We start from the raw sequence: 21,353 nt of genomic DNA, 5'->3' as shown, positions 1-21,353 counted from the left end.
CAGCATGCTGCTGTACCAACGCTTTATAAATAATAAAATGCAAATAAGAAGCTCATTAATACACTTACTTCTGTCAACTCAATCGAAGCACCGACCGTGTCACCAGTAATGCCAGAGATTCTGTCAATAAATTTCTTCCGTAAATACAAAAGTACCAATAGGAACATGATTAAACTAAAAAGCCCTACCCACCCAAATACACAAAGCAATGTCAATGTAATGACAAATACAATGCACGCATACTTTTTAGGGAGTAAATCAGCAATAGACCGACCTAAGCCTTGTTGTCGTACATACCTTGTAGTTAAGAAAAGGAATAAGACTGCACTTCGTCCAATGGCTGGTACAACAATCAGAAATGCAGTTAATTGTTGTTCTAATAATACATAAATGGCTGTGAATTTGAGCACGCAAATCATCACCAAACTTAAAACCCCAATTGGTCCACATGCCGGATCCTTCATAATGTTTAAAGTGCGTTCTTTATCACCAAAAGCACCAACCCATGCATCTGCCGTATCCGCAAGGCCATCAAGGTGCAAGCCTCCTGTTAGCCAAATCCACAATACAAGAATAATACTTGCCAGTAATATGGTTGGTAATTTGAATAGTAATATTGCACTGGCACATAAAACCAGACCAATCAATAGTCCAATAAAAGGATAAAATAAAATGGCTTGAGCATTTTGTTGTGCAGTTGGTATTGTTTTTAATTGAATGGGTAAAACAGTTAAAAATTGCAGGGCAATCCAAAAAGATGTCATGCTAAAAATCTCAGCCAAATCAGATATTATTTAGCCATTATGAGGAAATAGAAATGGGAATAGCAAGCCTACTCCCATCCTCAACAATCATAAAGTTATGTTATTGAATTTCATAACACTGTTTAAGTTTCAAATAATCATAATAAAAACTGTTCGTTCGATATCTTGCATAATTACATGCTGACTTAAACAAGGTCTCTTTTTCGTTATAGTACATCTTCACTAAGGTATGCCCTTGAGCATTCTGATAGATATCCCATTGTACATTGGCAGCCATTGGAGAAACCATCTCACCCCTCCAAGAACTATTATTGTAATTATAAGTTTGGCGCAATGCTAAGGGCTGCATCATATTAAACAATTCCAAGCTTGTCGCTAAAGGAATAATGATTTCAGCATGGGCAAAACGTAGAATTGCACGGTGCGTTTGCTGTTTATCTACAACTGCATCGACCTGTTTAAATAGATCCTGTTTTAGTCCTTGTGCAATTGTACTTGTGACTTGTTTGGACTCGATAAAGCTCGGTCCTTTTTCATAAAAATCATTGGCATCATTAAACTCTGCATAGAATTTAGCTGCTTCTATCGGCATATACTTATCAAAATTAACACCTTTTAATTCTTCTTGCATTCCTCCCATAATAGAATAAAGTTCATATAAATATGCGGCAGCATCAACAGCACTGGTAATGCTATTTTTACCCTTACCTTTTTCTGTAATTGTTTCTCCATTGGGCGCTACAACACTATATGAGCCACTATTTGTAAAAGTATAAGCTTCAGTGGTACCCAACTTTTGAATGAATTCAGTTTTGAAAATTGGTGTGAGTACTTGCATAGCGACTGTTTGAGCACGTGTATCGTGTTCTAACTCTTTGATTTTTGATGCTAAATCCAAATCTTCTTCGGCAAATTTCTGATAAGCCAGACTCGCATCATAAATCGCTCGTTGCTGTTCTGATAGAGATTGCGTCAAATCCTGATCTGCCATCAATTTATGGAAATAGAGCTTAAAGCGGTCTACTCCATTATCTTCAACTGTTGGTACACTTTCACTGCTCAAACTGGTGTATGAAATCGGTATAATTTTGTCTTTGAGCTGAGGTTGCTGTTGAATCAGTTCATCGGTAAAGAATTTCGCACTATCTACAGCACGATCAACACCAGAACTTTGCACCAATATAGAGGATGAGGGGCTGTCTGTAGCTTGGAATAAATGAGGTAAACGTTGTAATAACCGATCTGCAATCCCTCTATGCTCTAAAATTCCTGTCAAACTTTCATTGCCATAGCCAAACTGACGAATCCCATCTACACCATAACCCAATAGGATATTCGCCTTCATCATGCTCTCTAAATCGGCACCAAGTTTTTCCCCTAATGGCGTCAAAGCATTTTCAGCTTTAGCCTGTTTCCATAGATTATAAAGTGCTAAATCATATTTGATACTGGATAAGCCTCGAGAACCATGTCGTGCAACTAATTCAGTAAAAACTGGCTCAAAACCTTGTGGAATTGCCTCATATTTTTTTAGGTCTTGTAAAGGTTGATAAGGTGTTTTTGTTTGATAGTATTTTGATGAGGAATTATTTTCTGGTGTGATCTGTGGTTGATGATCATCATTAGTATTACATGCCGTCAATAGGATGCTTGCGCACAAGATACTGCTTTTAAATAATATATTCATGAGTTGTTTTACGGATAGACTACAAAGTGCCCTGTATCTTAGGCAAGCCTAGTGACAGTTCTATGAAATCATTCAATAAGAAATTAAATGTAATTTGTTTTTAGAGCTAAAGGACTAATGATTTTTCTACGATGCAAATCTCATTTTGTTCTTGGGATAAGGCGAAGGAATAAAGCTGCCCCAGTTCTACTGGCATTTTTAGTAATTCATTTAAATTATGTTGTCTTGCTAAACAAGTTAGAAGCTTAATTACACCACCATGCGTCACGATCAGCGCGGTTTTCCAATTATTTTCCTGTAGTTGTTGATGAATTTGCTTTAAACCTAGCGTGATTCGCTGTTGAAATTGAACGAATGGTTCTCCATTAGGTGCTTGGTATTGAGTAGGGAGTTGCCAAAAATTTGCCAATAACTCAGGAGAAGTTTCATAAATCTTCTGGGTGGAAAGTCCCTCCCAATCACCGAAATACATCTCTTTAAGATGAGGATTAATTACTAGCGGTCGCTGAACTTGTTGCGATAAATGTTCAGCAAAAAGACGACAACGTTGTAATGGTGAGCATACGATTACATCCCAAAGCTGCCGCGTATCAATATGCTGTTGAACAGTGGCTTGCATCTGCGACCAGCCTTGATCAGTTAATGCATCATCCAGATGCCCACGCAAAGTATGGCCTAATGTAGTTTCGCCATGACGCAATAGATCAATCTGCAACTTTTTCCCCTGTTACGGCTGCTTCTGCAAAAGTTGCCATTTGATTATGAAGTACACAAGCAAGTTGAATCATTGACAATGCCGCACCTGCTCCACTGCCTTCACCTAATCGTAAGTTCATCGCTAAAATAGGCTGTGCATTGAGTTCTTTTAGGATTCGTTGATGACCATATTCAGCAGATTGATGACCAAATAGCATCCACTCTCGAACGCTAGGCTGAATACGCACTGCACATAAAGCCGCCACAGAACTAATAAAGCCATCAACAATTATCGGCATACCGATCTGTGCACAACGAAGATATGCTCCTGTCATTGCAGCAATTTCTAAACCGCCAACAGCCGCGAGTATTTTTAAAGCATGATGGGCAACATATGGTGCATGGCGTTTTACCGCCTGGTGAATGATTGTAATCTTGTGTTGAAGCTGTAGAGTGTTAATGCCCGTACCGACTCCTGTCAGTTGCTCAGCACTTTCATTTAATAATAGACTTGCCAGTGCTGATGCAGAACAGGTATTTCCAATTCCCATCTCACCTGCGATAAAGATATCTGCTGCGTTAGATTGAGCTAAATCAGCACTATGTTTACCTAATTCCATTGCGGCAATGCATTCCTGCTCAGTCATTGCAGCTTGTTTGGTGAAGTTTGCCGTGCCTGCACGAATACAATGCCTTTCTACACCTGCATAGGTATAGGCGTCGCCTACCGTTCCACAGTCAATCACTTGTAAATGTGCTTGATGATGTTTTGCAATAACACTGATTGCTGCACCGCCAGACGCGAAATTTTGAAGCATTTGCCGCGTAACCGCTTGAGGATATGCAGAAATGTTTTCTTCTACCACACCATGATCACCTGCGAAGATCGTGATCCAAGGTTTTTGGATTTGAGGATGAGCAGTCCCCTGTAAACTTGCTAGCTGAATCGCAATTTGTTCCAGATCACCTAATGCACCAGTTGGCTTAGTAAGTTGCGACTGACGATATTCCGCTTGCGATTTTGCAGTTAAATCAGGTCGTTTAATTGATTCTAGCCACCAAGTTTGTTCTGACATGTTATTTCTCATCTTTTAAAATCATTGGAAAGCCCGCCACACAAAACATCACTTTATTTGCTAATTGACCTAAAGCTTGATGTAAACACCCTGCTTCATCCACAAATCGGCGGCTGATTTCCCCCATTGGAACTACCCCAAGTCCTGTTTCATTACTCACTAAAATGATGTGTGACTTTAATCTAGGTAGCACATCTAATAGCTTTTCTATTTGTTGTAAATACAAATTAGAATCTTCTGCCAATAATAGATTGCTTAACCACAAAGTTAGGCAATCCACCAAAATAATTTGATTCTCTTGGTCTATGTGTAAAAGCTGATCTGCGAGGAATATCGGCTCCTCACTTAATTTCCAATGCTCAGGTCGTTGTTGTTGATGATGCTGAATGCGCTGCTTCATTTCCTCATCTAAAGGCTGTGCCGTTGCAACATAGACCACCGCTAGACCACTTTCTGTCGCAATTTGCTCAGCTAAACGACTTTTACCAGAACGCGCACCACCTAGAATTAATTGCAACATATTCAACCCAACTGGACTTGATGATAAGGATACAGTAATCCTTGTAAAATCTGAGCGTTATAATAACCGAAAGTTAGCTGATTGACCTGAACTTTAAATTTTTGTGAACTCAAAGTTTGTATGCGCTCTAAAATTAATACACTAGGCCACGCTTCACGATAAAGCCCTAAAGTAATATGCGGATAATATGTCGGCGCGGCAATTTCGTCCGCAACTTGATATAAAGTTTTGCGTATTTTGTCTAATGTATTTTGAGGATCGCTGATATTTACAAATAAAGCACTACTAAAACTATCAATATGTGACAGTTCCAAATCAAAATCGCTTAATTGTAATGCTTTTAGTTTTTCAATTTGTTGGTTGATCTGAATAATTTCAAAATCATCATTATGATGAGCTGGTTTTTCAGTCAGAAAACCTGCAACAAATAACGTGATATGGTATTGACGTATATTGGGCGTTATCAATAAATCTGAAAATTGCTGTTGTAAGTGGTTTAAATAGGAAATCAATTCAGGTTGATTGATTTGGATATACCACAAACCATAGTTGCAGCGTCCACGATGCCATTCAGGATAGTCATGATTTGCTGTTGCTATCAGTTTTGTTGACGCTTGTAATAACACAACATTGACACATAGTTAAAGTCGTGTTATTCAAGCATAGAACGTCCTAAAATTTAAACAGTTTCTGTTTGAATTTCAGAAAAATACTGAAGATTTATGTTCAGTTCATCCTGATCCTTACTTAAATACGCGCTGATTCCATCATAAATGTGAGCCAATAGGTCTTTAGATTCACTTTCAGAGATATCTAATTGTTTCACATGTTTCTGTAAATGCTGCACTATTTTCATTTGATTTAAATTCAAACCTTTCATCGCATAGACATAGCCGAATACAGCACCCTCAACCAGTTTTTGATATGGAATCTGTTGTTGAATATGCGTTTCGATGCTTCCTAAGACACGCTCGTTAAAGCTTAATTTTCGCAATGGATCTCTTGCGACACGCTCACAAGGATCTTTATAGGCATAACGACATGAGTTGAGGAAACTATTTGCCATCCGGTCTAGTTGTTGCGCTTGGTTCGGAACTAAATTGGCTAAACCTAGCTTCACTTCATTTACTAACTCTTCAACAAAATCTTGTATCTGAGGATTTGCCATTGCAATTCCAATGGTTTCTTGTTCATTTAGAATTGCATTCCAAGCAAGGATGGCATGACAACCATTCCATAAGCGGTTTTTAATGATTTGAATATCGGAAATGTGGTCCACTAAAACCATTTGTCGCATTTTGGCAAGCAACGGGCTGCGATTTTCAACATAGATCGGCATATCCGCTTCTCCATGGAATAAGATCAGATCCGTATTTTGGAGGAACTGTCCTGCTTGAAATTGCTCCCGCGTATCCTCTAAACACTGCGTTAATTGCTGTGCTTGTTTCTCACTCAACGCCGTCTCATCCGATAGCTCAATCGTTTCATCATTCAAATCAGATTGATACTGTTTATATAATCGATGTTTGATCTTCAATTGACGATATAAATCTTGATCAGTCAGTTTGGAAACCATTCGATTCACAACGGTATCACAGAAATAATGCTCGCTCAGGATATGCTCAGCAATGTCCTCATCTGTAATTTCTAATAACGCATCACGAAGATATTTAAGCACCAAATATTTTGCACAGACTTTATTTAAAATAATGAGGAACGTAATCGGCTCATTATTCTGAACGTCTTGTGACATGAAACGTGCCAGCAAACCTTTGGCAATAATTTTCGATTCAGACTCGATTGCTTGTTCAGGTAAACACAATGCGATCAAACTTGATTGCATATACATTTCTAACATTTGCTGTTCATTATCAGCATCAATCACGGTAAGGTTTTCAATTCTTTCGTCATAAGAACACTGTGGGTAGCGGATACTATAACGACCAAAACTATTCACTGCTTCTCGATATAAACGATTTCGGGTTGAGGCTAAAATATGTTTTGGACGAGTAAAACCATCCCAATGCGATAATATTTGTGCGATATACCCCCCGCCGATAGCCCCAAAACCATGGATACCTACCGTGAGCTGATTTAAACTTTGTGGAAATGCATCTTGTAGCTGTGGCATAAGCATTTCAGGAATATGTTGATCCAATGCCATTAAATATTCATACATATCTGGATAATAAAAATTTGCCTTCGCCAACATGACATCATTCGGCTCTTTCATATCTTTAAATAAAATCGTGATACCACCCGCATCACATGCAGAACAAATTCCATTTTCAGAATCTTCAAACATTAAACATTGTTCAGGCTTTAAATTAATTTTTTCTGCTGCCTGTAAAAAGATCTCAGGATGTGGTTTTCCTTTTTCTATTTCATCACCACAGACAAGTAAATCAAAGAATTTGTATACATTGGCATTAATCAAATATTCTTCTGCGATAGATCGACGGCTTGATGTTGCCACAGCCATTCTAAGTCCAGATTTTCTAAGTCGTTCGAGAACTTGTACTAATCCTTTTTTAATTGGTACACCTTGATTTCGAACAAACTCAAGTTCTAACTCATCTGCGCGCTTGCGAATTACTTGATATGGTACTTCTGGCCCATAAATTTTTTGTGCGAGTTGTTCTGCTGTTTTTGCACTTAATCCGAGACATTGCATCAAATAGTCATCTGAAAATTCCTGTCCGATGAGTTCTTGGGAGGCTTGTTTTAATGTTTGAAAGCGTAATCGTTCGGTATCAAACATTGTGCCATCCATATCAAAGATCGCCCCATGGACAGGATAATCATGAAAAATCAGCATTATTACTCCTTGATTGTTATCACGTTCTTTAGCATACCGAAGAAAATTTGCGATAATCCAAGTTGTAAATAAATGAAATAAAAATGATTAAATTTTAGCCATGCATTTATATTATTTTTTGAATACCTATCATATTGATCAAAAAATTTGCATTATGATAGATATTGTGCTTGACATTTTTTTATGAGCATAGAATTTATGTTCTGCTGGCTTATTAAAGCCCCTCGAACAGAAAATATGAGTAAACTGCAAAATGAATGGCTCATTTCGTAAATTCGAGTAGAAACAATTACAACTGATTTCTGAATATAAAGAGTGAGCTAAATGAAGAAATATCTGAATGAAAAACAGATATTCCTTCAATCAAAAAATTAGTAGTTAAAGGTATAACTTAGACCATAGGTACGACCTTCAGCAGGTAGGCTTTCTACAAGACCATATAATTTCTCTGCCTGTTGGCTGTAAACAGTACGGTATTCTCGATTCCATACATTATAAACACCGAAATCTAAACGGCCTTTCCATATTGGAAAATGAGTTAACACATCCATTGTGGCATAGCCCTTAATTTCATTAGCACTAGGAGAACCATCTTTGAAAGCTTTATCCGTGCCTTTAATTGCTAACATCTGCACACGCGTTCCAAATCCTTCATCATTGTTCCATTCAGCAAATACAGTCCCTTTCATTGGAGAAACTTGAGATGCGTTTAACTCTTTCCACTTATTGTCGGCTTTATCTTTAAATTGACCACGTGTATAACCTAAAGAACCACCAATTTTGAAATCCTCGAGGAACGGATAACTTGCAGTAAGTTCGGCACCATAAATACGCTGATCGGTATCAACAATACTTGCCACTCGATTTTCAAACTTTGTCACTTTATCTGAGGTGTTATAAAAACCTGTGATGCCGAGATTTAAACCCTGCTCATCATTTAAACGCCAACCTAACTCATAACTATTTACACGAATTGGCTGTAAATCTGCAGTTGTGGTCAAATTAAATGAGTCACGCATCATGCGTTGTACATCAGGAAAGCTGAACCCTTGTGAAAAGTTTGCAAAAACTTGTTGCTCATCTGTCAATTTATATACAGAGCCTAAGTTAAACAATACGGTATCATCACTTACTGAACCGCTAGGCTGCTCAGCTCCTCGGGCTACATAAGGTTTAGTGTTAGCTTTAATATATTGATAGCGTGTACCCGCTTGCACATTCAATCGATCAGTCAGATCATAATCTGCTTGCAAAAAAGCCCCGATATTCTGAATAGTTGTATCTGGACCTGCATCAGACTTTATTCCAGTAGGTTTAAAATGAAGTCCTGTATGAGATACAGCTAAATGATCATAATATTGATCATCCTTTTCATGATCATAATCTAAACCATAAGTGAGTTTTAGCTCACGATCTGCAAAATTTAGATTGCTTTGCATCGTTGAACGAAAGCCCGCAACATCAATATTAGACTGACTTTGTCTTGCTTCGGTCATTGCCGCACCCGTATAAACTGGATAAAAACGGGCATCTTCTTTACGGTAATAGGCTTCAAGATTTAAAATTTGTCCTAACACATCTTTATTTTGATACTGCGTATTAAATGCATATCTTTCTGTAAAAGGTTGAGTCGGTAACTGCAAACCTTTTTTACCAATATATGAATTCGGTGCGCCCCCATAAACATAGTCTTTTCCATAATCAGGACCATATTTACTATCCTGCTTATCCTTATAATATTGGGCCCCAAAACTCAATGATTGAGTATCTGTGAAGTCAATGCTAACACGTCCATTTACATCAACAGTGTCCGTGTCTTGTCGACTTGTTTGCATTGGTGCAATTGCAATTCGATCACCGTGACTGTCGAATTGTGATCCTCTACTGGTAAAATTTGCGCCTAAAAAACCATTCATATTATCTTTGTGAAAAGAAACTGATTGACCTGCTTCATAAGCTAAACCATCACCTCGAAAAGTATCTGATGAGGTTAGCCCTAACTTTGTCTCAAAATTTAGAGGATTAGATTCATCAGCACGTTTAGTGATGATATTGATGATCCCACCTGTGGCCCCTGAACCATAAATACTGGTCGAACCAGGAAGTACCTCAATTCTTTCAATCATTCCTGGGCTGATACTATTTAACTGGCGAGCGACATCACGTGAACCCGTTTGTGATACGCCGTCAATAAGAATCATCACATCACGACCACGCATGGTTTGACCATGATTAGTCGTTGTACCACTACTTGGTGCAAGCGATGGCACTAGTTGTGCGAGAATATCTGCTACTTTACGTCCGGCCGCAGCCTGTTGCACAATTTGTTGCTGATCTATCGATTGTACTGTTCCCGCAATTTCAGCAATATTCTTTGGTGTACGAGTAGCTGTAATCACAATTTTTTCTAACTGAGTCGTAGGTTTTTGGTCAATATCAGCTGTTATAGACGTACTCCTAGATGCTGTTTCAGCATGAGTTTGTTGGCTAAATATCGCTAGAACAGCAAGACAACAAGGCGTCAATTTATATAACGATACCTTATTATTTGTTTGAATCAATTGCCCACCCCCGATCACATTGTTCATTTTTTATTCCTCCAAAGAATATTCTGAGTCGCTAAACAAGCTTAAAATGTGCGCCATTATAAATAAAATAAGAATTATTAGCATTAGCATTTAAAAGCTCACAAAAAATACTATTGTCATTGTGTTCATTTTGAAAATATTTAGGAGTTAACCTTATTGCTTATCATCGTATTCTGATTTGAATAGGACATAATGACCAAATAGATCGCCACAGCAATCATCAGTATTAAGAGTAAATAAAAAGGGAATTGAATACCGAATTGATATAAAAAAGTGCTCAGCAAAGGCGCCACAATTAAGCCAATCGCTTGGGTAGCTGTACAAATACTTGCCATTTTGACTTGAGCAGTCTGTGTAACAGATTGAGCCGCTCCTGTTGTAAATGCAGGCAAAAGACTTGCGACACCGACTCCATAAAATAAATAACTTATTTGAAACATCCAAATATGTATCGCACTTAAAGATAGGATAAGCCCGATGACCATGCTAAATGAACCCACCAATACCAATGCTTTCAGTTTTAAATGAAGTACTTTTACAATCAGTATCTGAGTAATCACTAAGCTAAAACCAACAATGAGCATGCATTGGGAAAAATAAATAGCACTTTGTTGTGAACTTAAAAGAAAGCGATCTTGTATATAAAAACCTGCAGTCATATTGAGCGTCACGATAGCCATATAGGTAGTAAAACCTAAAATAAGCCAAGGCATAGCTGGTTTTAATGAAAATGAATGTTCTATTTTTACAGGCTGTTTTTGATCCAATGTTGTGTTTTCTTTATCCTCATCATGCTTAAAATACATTGTGATAATTAAACTAAAAATCACTAATAAAATAACAGCAATCCACATCGGCAATAAAATTCCACCGAACAATAACACTGAAGTTAGAAATGGACCGACGATCATACCTAAACTATTCATCGCACCATACATTGCCATTTTTTGACTGCGTTGTTGTTCCTCTGTGACATGTTGCATAACATAACTTTGTAGGCCGATTTGTGGCATAGCCATAAAACCACCTGTACTCGCTCGACTAATCACCAACAAGGCAAAAACCATCATTACAGGTAATGTTTGTTGTATTCCCCAATAAAGAATCGCTGTAAATATAGCCCAGGTAATGGTCATACCCCAGAAACCATAATTCATTAATTGATAAGGAGTCTGTATTTTTTTACCGCGGGCTATCAGAATAGATGCTATAGCCATACAAATTGCACCCGCTGAAACAATTACTCCGCCCTGTACTTCTGTTAAGCCAAGCTCACGAATTAATGGGGCAAGTAAAGGCAAAATCATTGAGAAACAAGTACCGTTGGCTAGAGTTGCCCAAGCCAGTAATTTAAAATTTTGCTGCATAATATGTATTCATCAAAAGAAAAGGCATCTGATTAAGATGCCTTTATGATTGGATTAATATTTGAGAGTATAGCTTAAGCCATAAGTACGACCTTGGGCTGGTAGACTAGAAATTGGACCATAAACCGCTTCAGCAGCTTGGCTAAATACAGTTTTATATTCTGTGTTCCACACATTATAGACACCAAAACCCACAGTACCAGGACCTGCTTTTGCATTGGCAATCACATCCATGATTGCATATCCTTTGATTTTAGTTGCCGCATTGGGACGAACATTTTCATCATATTTTGCAACCAGAGAGTCTTCATACGCTTTATCAGTACCTTTCACTGCAAGCATTTGAACTCGTAAACCATTCCCCTTGTCATCATTCCACTCACCAAATAATGTCCCTTTGATTGGAGAAATTTGAAAAGCATTCAGCTCTCTCCAAGAACCAGCAGCATCTTTAAACTGTCCTCGAGTGTAGGATAATGTTCCACCCACGCTAAATTGATCCAATACGGGCATGCTGGCATTCGCTTCAAGACCATAAATACGTTGGTCTGTATCTGCAACGGTTACAGAACGATCAGCTTTAAACTGAATGACTTTATCAGACGTATTATAGAATGTTGTTAATCCTAGATTTGCACCAAGGTCATTTTGCAATCTCCAACCCAGTTCGTAGCTATTGACTGTAATTGGGTCAACATTGCCTGATCGAACTACATAACCAGCCGAAACATCGCGTAATACACGTTGAATATCTGGTAAGCTAAAACCTTGAGAGAAGTTTGCAAACACTTGTTGCTGGTCATTTAATTTGTACACAGCACCTAAATTAAATAATGTTTTGTCGTGCTTAACAGAACCTGCAGCGACCATTCCAACCGGTTGTCCCGTGATATCACCTTGAATAGCTGCAACAGTGGGTTGAAATGCACTGGTGTCGCTTTCAATACGTTGATAACGAATGCCCGCTTGAACATTAAATGCATCCGTTAAATCATAATTCCCTTGAACGAATGCACCTAAGTTTTTAATGGTGGCATCTGGGCCAAAGTCATAACTCCGCCCTGTATTTTGATATTTCAGACCATTGTGGGTAAAACTATATAAGTCAGCTGTTTGCTTATCTTTCTCATGGTCATAATCAATACCATAAGTCAGCTTTAGATCGCGATCAGCAACATTCAATTTTGATGTCATTGCAGCACGAATACCGGCAACATCAATATCAGACTCAGATTGGTAAGCCAAATAATATCCAGCAGGAATAAAGTTAGCTAAAACCGTCGGATAAAAGCGCGCTTTTTCATTGCGATAATATGCTTCTACATTCAGCTCTTGCCCAAGTAAATCCGTGTTTTGATATTGCGTATTTACAGCATAACGTTTGGTGAATGGCTGATCATCGATTTCAAAACCTTTGAGTGCTTTTAAACTCGGTGGATTGCCTTTTAAAACTGCGAAGTCTGGACCATAATCAGGACCATACTCTGAATCTTGTTTGTCATCATAATACTGAGCCCCCAAACTTATTTTTTGGGTATCAGCAAATTGCCAGCTTAAACGACCATTCACATCAACCGTTTCTGTATCTTGGCGATCCGTTTGTGCAATCTCTGGTCCAATGCGATTACCATGACTGTCTTGAATTTCACCACGTTTGGTATAGCCTGCCCCTAAGAAACCACTCCAATCACCTTGATTAAACCCAACTGATTGATAAGCTTCATAAGCTAGTGCATCATTTTTAAAATTATCGCCAGATGTAACACCAAGTTTTGATTCAAAATTTACACCATCACCAGTACCCTTCTTTGTGATGATATTAATAATACCGCCTGTTGCACCGGAACCGTAAATACTACTTGCACCTGAAACCACCTCAATTTTTTCAATTGAATCAGGGCTAATACTATTTAGTTGGCGGGCGGCATCACGTGAACCTGTTTGTGCAACCCCATCAATAAGGACAAGCACCTGACGGCCACGCATAGTTTGACCGTAATTAGTGGTTGTTCCACTACTCGGGCTGAGTGATGGAACCAGTTGAGCTAGAATATCTGCCAACTTTCGTCCAGCCGCCGTTTGCTGTCCAATTTGTTTCTGTTCGATTGATTGAACCGTCCCTGCAATCTCAGCGATACTTTGTGCTGAACGAGTTGCTGTCACAACAATTGGCGCAAGTTGTGTCGGTTTTTGAACTTCTGCTGCAGTATTATCTTGAATCGATGTATCGATCTCAGTTGTTTGTGCATAAAGCTGGGCACTCACTGCCAAGCTTAGAAGTGTTAATGTGGTCGAAAGTGTATGAACTTTCATAAGTAGCCCCTAGATAAGTTGTTTTGATTGTTTAGCTTTAGAAATCAAAACTTGACTGAGTAAAACGCTTAAAATAGATGTAGCGGCGAGAATTAAGTAAAAATTTCCATAACCAAATGCTTTGGCTAAGAAACCCGACATCGCACCACCAATGAAATAAACCAATAATTCAAAACAGACCAAAATGGTGAAATCCGTTCCTGCTTGGTCTTTGGAACTGGTATGCATAAAATGTGCATAGAGTGCAGTCATCGCGATATAACGGATAGCAAGAATAACAACTACAAATACACCTAATAATTTCTGCCATTGATCAAACCAACTGAGTAATACAGCAACTCCCAATAAGGCATAAATTAAAGTACGCGCCCAACCAGCCCAAATCAGTAGTTTGGTTGCTGCTATCTTTTTTAATAAAAATGCAGCAGAAACAGCGGCTAATAAACCAATACCTGCGCCAATCACCGACATCAATACGCCAATCTCTGCCAATGACCATTTTTGATCAATGAGCATCGGATTCAGCATTGCCATTGCGGGCGCTTCAACTACGCGATAACACACAATCAAAGCTAAAGCCCACAACATTTCTGGACGTTTAAACGCTCGAATCAGACTTGGAGGCTGTTTAGCGATTTTCTCGGAAATTGATCTTTCTTTGATTTGGAAAACCGCCAACATCGTCAGCGCCGTCATTGCGGCTAAGGCAATCAGTGCAGTTTGCCAGCCATAAAGCTGGTACAACCATAAAGTTGCAGCACCACCAACCATGCTACCGAGCGCAACACCAATACTTTGCGCCATACTACCTAGTCGATACTCAGATTCTGAAAAAGTTTCGACTGTGTAGCCATCAATGGCAATATCTTGAGTTGCAGCAAAAGTTGAAATCCAAAGCCCTACAATGACGAATACACCAAGACCGTAATCGAATTGGGTAAGTGCCAAAGCAACCACACCCAACACCAAAGCCACTTGGGTAAATAAGAGCCAAGTTTTACGTTTACCCAGTTTTTTGAGATAAAAACGATCGATTAATGGTGCCCAAAAAAACTTAAATGCCCAAGGAATATAGAGCAGCGATAACATGCCAATCCAGCGTAAATCAACGCCTTGATGGCGCAAAATAGCAGGCAATGCCACGTTATAAAAATACAGAGGTAAAGCATGTGCGAGATAAAGCACCACTACAACTGTTAGGCTTAATGCAGAAACTTTTTGAATATTTAATGAATGTTGCTGATTCATAAATACCTCTGCATCGCCCATTGCGTAGCTTCAGCTTTGTCTACACTGACAAAATATGGAACATTCCAAGCTTTGTGCAGCGCTGGCGTATCCAATCGAATACGGTCTTCTTCATCTTGGGCAATACGCGCAAAACCTAAGCAATATTGGTAAAAATCTTGTTTATATTGTTTATACCACTTGCCTTGAATTGTCCTATATTCTTCAGGAAATTCAGTATTTGCATCGGTTTGCATAATCAACACAAAATTTCGCTGATGTTCGAAATAGTGCTGAATTCGTGCTAGCCATTGCTCAAATTCTGCTACCGAGACATGCGCCGCAAAGCGCATGTCTAGGATATGCATTTCATTGATATATAAGCTCATGTAACACTCAGGAGTTTGGCTGGCTGATTAGCTAGCTGTTGTTGTGAAGTCTGGTAATAATGTCCAAACTTGTTATAAAAAGTTTCTCTAAAGCAGTAATACAACATCGCAGTTTTTTCAGGCATTGGTATTAAACGTTGGCTTTCATAACAAAGCTCTGCTACGACTACTGCATAAGGTTTAACGGTATGATCTGGCTCACCTACGATTTTTTTAGCTTTAGAATGCTCAAAAATATAGAAGCTGAGTAAACGAATAGTTGGGCGTAAAAAACCTTTACCGAACACTGATTTGTCACCAAAAAGTAAATGCCAACCTAGATCATTGTCATCACCATCGTAATAACGGCCCAAACGATCTCGTTTACCTTCATAAATTTCCGTATAGCCCACATCTTTCCCATCAATCCCGACGATCAATAAACGGTGATGATCATCTGCAAGCATTTTGTCGAAGTAAACTTGTAACTCCAGTTCCGATTTATTCAACTGCCACTGTGGAATCACATGTGGTTCATGCATCCATTTATGTAATAAAGGAATATCTTGCGGATATTGCACTTGACGCAAGTAGTACTGAGTCCCATCCTCAAAGTATTCAAAATAATCTGGTAATTGCTGAGAGATTGTTTTCATATCGAACCTATAAAATGACGAATAAAATTAGCCCGCTTTCGCTTGGCGAGGTTGTTCTGCCCATGTTTTCAATGTTTCTGGGCTGACAGGATTTGCAATAGGATCAAGGAATACAGGAACGGGACGCTCTGCTTCATCGTTATAACTCGTGGTAAACAAACGCACACGGTTTAAGCAAATCTTGGTGTAGTTTGGACGCAACATGGCAAATTTGTCAGCGCGCTCAGCCAGTTCCGGATGTTTTTGGTTAAATTCAACAATCGTGTTGGAAATAGTCTGCCAAAAATCAAGTTCAGAATATTCAGGATAATCTTGTAGGAACACATTACAGATATAGCGGTAATGCACCATAAATAAACCTGTGAAAATAAAATGACTTAGATCGGTCGCCTCATGTCGTAATAACAAATCCGCTTCAGGTGGCAACTGAGCTAACTCAGGGAAATCCTCATCCACCAAATTAATATCATCAATGAAATCTTTTAATACCATGGCTTTTGGTACACCATTTTCATGTACCAACATGGTGTTCTCACCGTGCGGTGAAAATGCTAAACCATAACGATATAAGCAAAGTAATAATGGACTCATGCTGACTTGAGCAAATTGTGCTAACCAAGCCAAAGGGCTTAAACCTGATGCCTGAATCAACACGCTCAGGATCGATTGACCTGAAATATCACGATGTAACAATGCTGCTTGAGATAACACTTGATGAGATGAATCAACATAACGATCAACACTTTCGCGCCATAAACAACCGAACAGCTCTTTAAATTGATACGGTGCGCCATCAATGCGATCGAAACAAGGCTGATGAATCGTTAAAGTCGCAACTTCTCCCAAGAAAATCACACCTGTATTTTGTAAGTCTTGATCTTGTTGATGAATCTGTTTTAACCATGCGGTCACTGCTGGTGCTGCAAGATTACGTTTTGAAGGTAATCCACGATAGACAGCGGTATTAAAAATACTGACTGGCAGTTTAATGTAATGACGTTGTAGATTTGATGTATTGCATAAAGTACGAATCGATTGCATCGGTACATAACTATCTTGGCTGATATTCAGCTCAATGATTTTCTGATCGACAATCTCATTTGCATATGTTGGAACGAGCCATTGATGCCATTGCCATGCGTGTACTGGAATTAAAAAGTAATTTTGCGGGTCTAGATTTTTTTCTTGGAGAATATTGATGAACTGCTGTAGTTCATTGGCATCAAACTCATGCTGATATAAACCACATGCGTTCCAATCTTCAGTACTTCGATACTCTGCTAAATCACGATGTACGGCTAACCACAACACTTTTACTTCAGGTGAAAGTTCTGGTGCTGAGGTCAGATAGTCGTCATAACCAAAGCCCATACGTCCCTTACTCATGATGAGCCAAGGATGACCGCGTAACATACCTTCAACTTTATAGTGGGGTTCAGTCAGAACTGCAGCGCTTGGCAAACGCATTTCATTAAACAAATGCGCTTCTGCCAGCCAAGTATTGTTCATTTCTTTGATCAAATACGCTTTGGTAAATGGCTTTACATTAGAACTGTCAGACATTGCGACAATGAACTCATGTAAATTCCAAGCAGATTGATCATTTTCCTGACCAGGGGTTACATCACGCACTGAAGCTTCATGAATATTCCAGTGTCCGAGTAGATATTGATGTCCTTGGAATTCATACTGACGATTGCCTAGATCTAATTGATAACGACCTACTGACAACTCTTTAACTTCAATAATTTCTTCGTATAGAAACTCTGCAATCGCCATTTCAATGAGACGCTGTCCTGCGGCACGCCATTGCTGCTGATTAATTTTTAAAGTTGCAAAGTTCATATCAGTTTCTCATAAGTTGAATGTACAGAAGCAGTTTGTGTGCGTGTGTTTGCACCACGACGATTAGGATGCGTTGTCATCATGTTCTGTTCTGTTTTTTTGAAAATTGAATGGTTTTTGCTGACAGTATTTTCACAAAGGCAGTCTTTTGATTGGACTTTGTCATCTGCCATACAAATTTTTGGGTTTTGAGAAAGATTAAAGTGTTGGAAAGTTTGCGCTTGATTCCCTAGTTCATAAAGTGATTCACCAAGCAGTTGATTAATAATCGTCGCTGCACGGTAAGCACCAAGTCCCAAGTCAGGCGTACCAACACCGTGGCTATGCATTTCTTGGTTTTGAACAAAGATATGACCATTCAGACGATGTACAACACGATAGTCTTCTGTAATCTGCCAACGCTGTTTATGATCAAACTCGATATAAGGCTTCAGCATTTGCATAAAACCAAAGTCAGGCGTGAAATAACCCGTTGCTGCTACAAGAAAGTCACAATCAAGATGGAAAATCTGTGTCGTAGCACGATGTTGGAAATGTAATCGAATTTTTTGTGTATCCAATACTTCCGCATCTTTCAAATCACATTGACTATGTAAATGCGTCTGCAAATGTTGCCCACCAATGCTGCGATGATAAAGTTTTTGATAAATTTCACGAATGGTTTTTGCGCTAATACCCTTGTATAACAAGGCTTGTTGCTGTAATTGCTTATCTTTCTGCTGTGCAGACAAATCATAAAAATGTTGCGCATAGTCTGGGCTAAAGTGTTCCAAGCCTAATGGGGCATATTCCATTGGAAAGAAACCTTGAGAACGGGTAAACCAATGCAAATCAAACTGCTGATGAACCGTGTTTTCCTGTTCATCAAACAAATCAATAAACACTTCTGCTGCAGACTGTCCCGAACCAAGCACAACCACATCGCCGTGTAAATCTGTATCAGCATGCGTCATATATTGTGCTGAATGAAGACATTTTTGCGGTTGTTGTTGTTGAACTTTGGCCAAACATTCAGGTAAATAAGGAACATTACCGCTTCCAATCACCAAATGACGACACAAATAACTTTGCTGAATACCTTGTGATTCAACAATAACTTTAAAACCAACAGCTTGCGGTTCAATCTTTAAAACCCGCGATTGATATTCGATACAATCAAGTTGCTCTGCTACCCATTGGCAATAATGGTTATACTCACAACGAGGAATATGTGGCTGTTCTAAAAAATAAAACTTATATAAACGTTGCTGATGACGCAGATAATTTAAGAAACTAAATGGACTGGTGGGATCAACCATCGAAACCAAATCCGCCATAAAAGGAACTTGCAATACCGTATTAGGTAATTGCATACCTGCATGCCAATCGAATTGCGCCTTTTGCTCGAAAAACGCGTAATTAAGTGAGCTTTTGTTGTGCAACAAACTCGCAAGACTTAAATTAAAAGGCCCTAGACCAATTCCAATAAAATCAAGCATAACTGACATCCTTCTGTGAAATACGCAGTGGATTTGGCAGTTGTACATAAACAGATTGATTTTCAACAGGTGCGATCAGCTCATCTAACTCGTGCAAACGTGTGAGTAAATTACCTTTATAAGGCAGAGTTGAGCCGAACAATAATCCTTTTAATAAGGTGCTATCAGGATATTGTTGTAATTGTTCTTCTAAGAAGCTAGTAAGATGCTCTAACAACTCACCTTCGGTGATATCGCCTGTTGCACCAATCGCATTAATAATCCCGAATAAGGTATTTCCAAAGAAATAATAGCTAAAACGTTCATCAACAAAATCTTTTGGTCCCACAGCAAAGGCTTTTTCTTTGAGTTCAGGCAAGGCTTGCAGAATTTCGGTGGCAAATTCTTCAATATAGTAAAAACCTTGGTTATCACGCAGCCATAAAGTTTTCGGAAAATGATTCTCTAGTTCCAACAATACATTCTGTTGATGTGATTCAAATGCCATGCCGTAACGATGGTAAACATACATTAGGGGTTGCAAACTGACTTCTAGGAAACGATTGAACCAATCCAAAGCGATCTCTGCGGCATCAGCATCAGGATGCGCTTTCGCGATTTTTGCAAATAAGGCATTAAAACGATTTAAAGGCTTACTTGGGTGATCCTGACATAAAGATGCGATACAAGTGACTTGTTGCCGGGGATGGAATGGCTGATCTCGGAAAATACAAATACTTTCATTGATCACTTCATCATCTATTTTTAAGGCAATCCACGCTGGATCATTGACTGCTTTTAGGCTTGGACACTGTTTTAAAATATTTTTACCAAATTCGCTGTGCCATAAACGATGTGTAAGTTCACCACGATGGCATTCTTTCGCTAAATTGACGCGAATTGAATTGGTAATCATGACCGAAAGTGATGGCTTCACCATCCATGGTGCATTAAAACTAGCAAGTGTACGGATCGAAGTCGTTGGAGAAAACTGCCAACCACGCAAGCCTAAATCAATTAATTGTCCCGTTTGCTTTAGACGTTCAAACCAAGGCTTACTTTGCAAATAACGAGCTTGCCATGGATGTAATGGAAGCAATTTATATTCGCTATGGGTTTTAATTAGATTGAGATCGTTTTCAGATAAATACCACTGTAATGCAGTTTTTAATTGCGCTGAAATAGATTCATCAGTCGCACTACCTTCTGCAATATAATCCTGGTGTACAAGCCAGTAATAGAGTTGGGTTTTTCCTTTATGTTCTGGTGAATACTTTAACCAATCTTCATGTACAAAACCCGTTCTACTTTTCGGCGCTGGGTGCATACTATGCCCTAAAATTAAAGCCTGCTCTGTTTCAATAAAATTCTGACCTGCTTGAATCAAATCATCGAAATCTTTTTCACGCTGCACTAAAAATTGTTGTAAAGCATCTCGACTTTGTATCCATTTCTCAACTAAAGAGGCTGCGTCTAAATCAACAGAGGATTCATGAACAAGTTCCTCAAGCAATAACCCAACAATTGCAACAGGACTAAATACCTTAATTTTTTCGTCGATAATGATTTGCGGAAAATCAGCTAAGCGATGTCTTCCTACAGCGCTAACATAAGATAAAGGGAAATAGCATCGTGCTTGAATAGAGTTAATCGGTATAGATAACAGCGTCAAACCTTGGCTAAACGTCTGTAATTGAATAGATTGCTGACTTTTGTGAAGCAAGTGACCTTTGCCAGTTTCTTGCGTATATGCGTTGACGAAATGTTGTAACGCCAACCGATTAGCAAGTGATTGCATCTGTCGATATCCTCTTATGAAGAGAGTTAATTTTTTTTCGAAATGTTTTAGGCCTGAAACACATCTTACGTACAAGGGAGTTTGTAATTAAGATAGAACTAATGATAATTATTATCATTTAATATTTCAATTCTATAAAAGAACCTGACAAAATACGTCTAAATCATTGAATA

General features: G+C 38.7%; 16 protein-coding genes. All 16 read right to left on the bottom strand.

The window, feature by feature from the left end:
• Positions 1-23: 23 nt before the first annotated feature.
• Complete coding sequence (locus DK207_RS10730; protein ID WP_109441155.1) at positions 24-764, bottom strand: adenosylcobinamide-GDP ribazoletransferase; 741 nt, start codon at positions 762-764, stop codon at positions 24-26.
• A 100-nt stretch (positions 765-864) separates the two neighbouring features.
• Positions 865-2,451: a histidine-type phosphatase gene (locus tag DK207_RS10725; RefSeq protein WP_109441154.1), complete on the bottom strand. Its 1,587-nt coding sequence runs from the start codon at positions 2,449-2,451 to the stop codon at positions 865-867.
• Between the two features lie 106 nt (positions 2,452-2,557).
• The gene (locus DK207_RS10720; protein ID WP_109441153.1) at positions 2,558-3,166 is read right to left on the bottom strand and encodes a histidine phosphatase family protein; all 609 of its coding nucleotides are present in this window, start codon (positions 3,164-3,166) and stop codon (positions 2,558-2,560) included.
• Positions 3,156-4,223, bottom strand: a complete 1,068-nt coding sequence (gene cobT / locus DK207_RS10715) for a nicotinate-nucleotide--dimethylbenzimidazole phosphoribosyltransferase (protein WP_109441152.1) — start codon at positions 4,221-4,223, stop codon at positions 3,156-3,158. The genes DK207_RS10720 and cobT overlap by 11 nt, the downstream gene beginning before the upstream one ends.
• Position 4,224: 1 nt before the next feature.
• The gene (gene cobU, locus DK207_RS10710; RefSeq protein WP_109441151.1) at positions 4,225-4,743 is read right to left on the bottom strand and encodes a bifunctional adenosylcobinamide kinase/adenosylcobinamide-phosphate guanylyltransferase; all 519 of its coding nucleotides are present in this window, start codon (positions 4,741-4,743) and stop codon (positions 4,225-4,227) included.
• A gap of 2 nt (positions 4,744-4,745) precedes the next feature.
• Complete coding sequence (locus DK207_RS10705; protein WP_171293665.1) at positions 4,746-5,369, bottom strand: 2'-5' RNA ligase family protein; 624 nt, start codon at positions 5,367-5,369, stop codon at positions 4,746-4,748.
• A 53-nt stretch (positions 5,370-5,422) separates the two neighbouring features.
• Positions 5,423-7,561: a bifunctional mannitol-1-phosphate dehydrogenase/phosphatase gene (gene mtlD / locus DK207_RS10700; protein ID WP_109441150.1), complete on the bottom strand. Its 2,139-nt coding sequence runs from the start codon at positions 7,559-7,561 to the stop codon at positions 5,423-5,425.
• 371 nt (positions 7,562-7,932) lie between these two features.
• Positions 7,933-10,149 (bottom strand): TonB-dependent receptor, encoded by a 2,217-nt coding sequence (locus tag DK207_RS10695; protein ID WP_109441149.1) that lies wholly within the window; start codon positions 10,147-10,149, stop codon positions 7,933-7,935.
• Between the two features lie 140 nt (positions 10,150-10,289).
• Positions 10,290-11,516 (bottom strand): putative acinetoferrin export transporter ActD, encoded by a 1,227-nt coding sequence (actD, locus tag DK207_RS10690; protein WP_109441148.1) that lies wholly within the window; start codon positions 11,514-11,516, stop codon positions 10,290-10,292.
• A 54-nt stretch (positions 11,517-11,570) separates the two neighbouring features.
• Complete coding sequence (actA, locus tag DK207_RS10685; protein WP_109441147.1) at positions 11,571-13,829, bottom strand: putative TonB-dependent ferric acinetoferrin receptor ActA; 2,259 nt, start codon at positions 13,827-13,829, stop codon at positions 11,571-11,573.
• 9 nt (positions 13,830-13,838) lie between these two features.
• Positions 13,839-15,077, bottom strand: a complete 1,239-nt coding sequence (gene actC, locus DK207_RS10680) for a putative ferric acinetoferrin MFS transporter permease subunit ActC (RefSeq protein ID WP_109441146.1) — start codon at positions 15,075-15,077, stop codon at positions 13,839-13,841.
• On the bottom strand, positions 15,074-15,445 hold the full coding sequence (gene actB, locus DK207_RS10675; RefSeq protein ID WP_109441145.1) for a protein ActB: 372 nt from the start codon (positions 15,443-15,445) through the stop codon (positions 15,074-15,076). The genes actC and actB overlap by 4 nt, the downstream gene beginning before the upstream one ends.
• Positions 15,442-16,080: an acinetoferrin biosynthesis acetyltransferase AcbD gene (acbD, locus tag DK207_RS10670; protein WP_109441144.1), complete on the bottom strand. Its 639-nt coding sequence runs from the start codon at positions 16,078-16,080 to the stop codon at positions 15,442-15,444. The genes actB and acbD overlap by 4 nt, the downstream gene beginning before the upstream one ends.
• 27 nt (positions 16,081-16,107) lie before the next feature.
• Positions 16,108-17,925: an acinetoferrin biosynthesis protein AcbC gene (gene acbC, locus DK207_RS10665; RefSeq protein WP_109441143.1), complete on the bottom strand. Its 1,818-nt coding sequence runs from the start codon at positions 17,923-17,925 to the stop codon at positions 16,108-16,110.
• On the bottom strand, positions 17,922-19,403 hold the full coding sequence (locus DK207_RS10660; protein WP_109441142.1) for a lysine N(6)-hydroxylase/L-ornithine N(5)-oxygenase family protein: 1,482 nt from the start codon (positions 19,401-19,403) through the stop codon (positions 17,922-17,924). The genes acbC and DK207_RS10660 overlap by 4 nt, the downstream gene beginning before the upstream one ends.
• Positions 19,396-21,180 (bottom strand): IucA/IucC family protein, encoded by a 1,785-nt coding sequence (locus DK207_RS10655; protein WP_109441141.1) that lies wholly within the window; start codon positions 21,178-21,180, stop codon positions 19,396-19,398. The genes DK207_RS10660 and DK207_RS10655 overlap by 8 nt, the downstream gene beginning before the upstream one ends.
• Positions 21,181-21,353: the final 173 nt, after the last annotated feature.

This window comes from Acinetobacter haemolyticus (genome assembly GCF_900406815.1).
Classification (GTDB): Bacteria; Pseudomonadota; Gammaproteobacteria; order Pseudomonadales; family Moraxellaceae; genus Acinetobacter; species Acinetobacter haemolyticus_A.
The sequence above is the reverse complement of the archived record's forward strand: the minus strand, read 5'-3'. Positions and strand labels throughout refer to the sequence as shown.